Below are 268 nucleotides of genomic sequence, written 5' to 3'. Positions count from 1 at the left end.
CACGGACGTGCGGCACGTCTCCCACGTCACCTTCGACCGCTTCGGCGGCTTCCTCGGCCTCCCCGCCGACCTCGAGCCCGAAGTTCCCAGCCCCACGCCCAGCGCCAGTGTAAATGTATTTGGTGTTTCACCAACCTCTTTGCAATGTTCATTTGATCACAAAGGAAATAGCGTGCCCACAATACTGTTGATGATGCAGAGGAAGTTGTATGAACGAGAGGGACTTAAGATCGAAGGGATCTTCAGAATTAACGCAGAGAATAGCCAG

The 268-nt window shown here is 53.7% G+C and carries 1 protein-coding gene; it reads left to right on the top strand.

Annotated features, from left to right (window positions below; translation table 11 throughout):
* On the top strand, nt 1-268 hold a 268-nt coding region (locus L9G74_RS24215), incomplete at both ends, for a hypothetical protein (protein ID WP_238898657.1).

Source organism: Shewanella electrica (assembly GCF_022321485.1).
GTDB classification, from domain to species: domain Bacteria; phylum Pseudomonadota; class Gammaproteobacteria; order Enterobacterales; family Shewanellaceae; genus Shewanella; species Shewanella electrica.
Note: the sequence above shows the minus strand (reverse complement) of the source record. Positions and strands in the feature narration are given on the sequence as shown.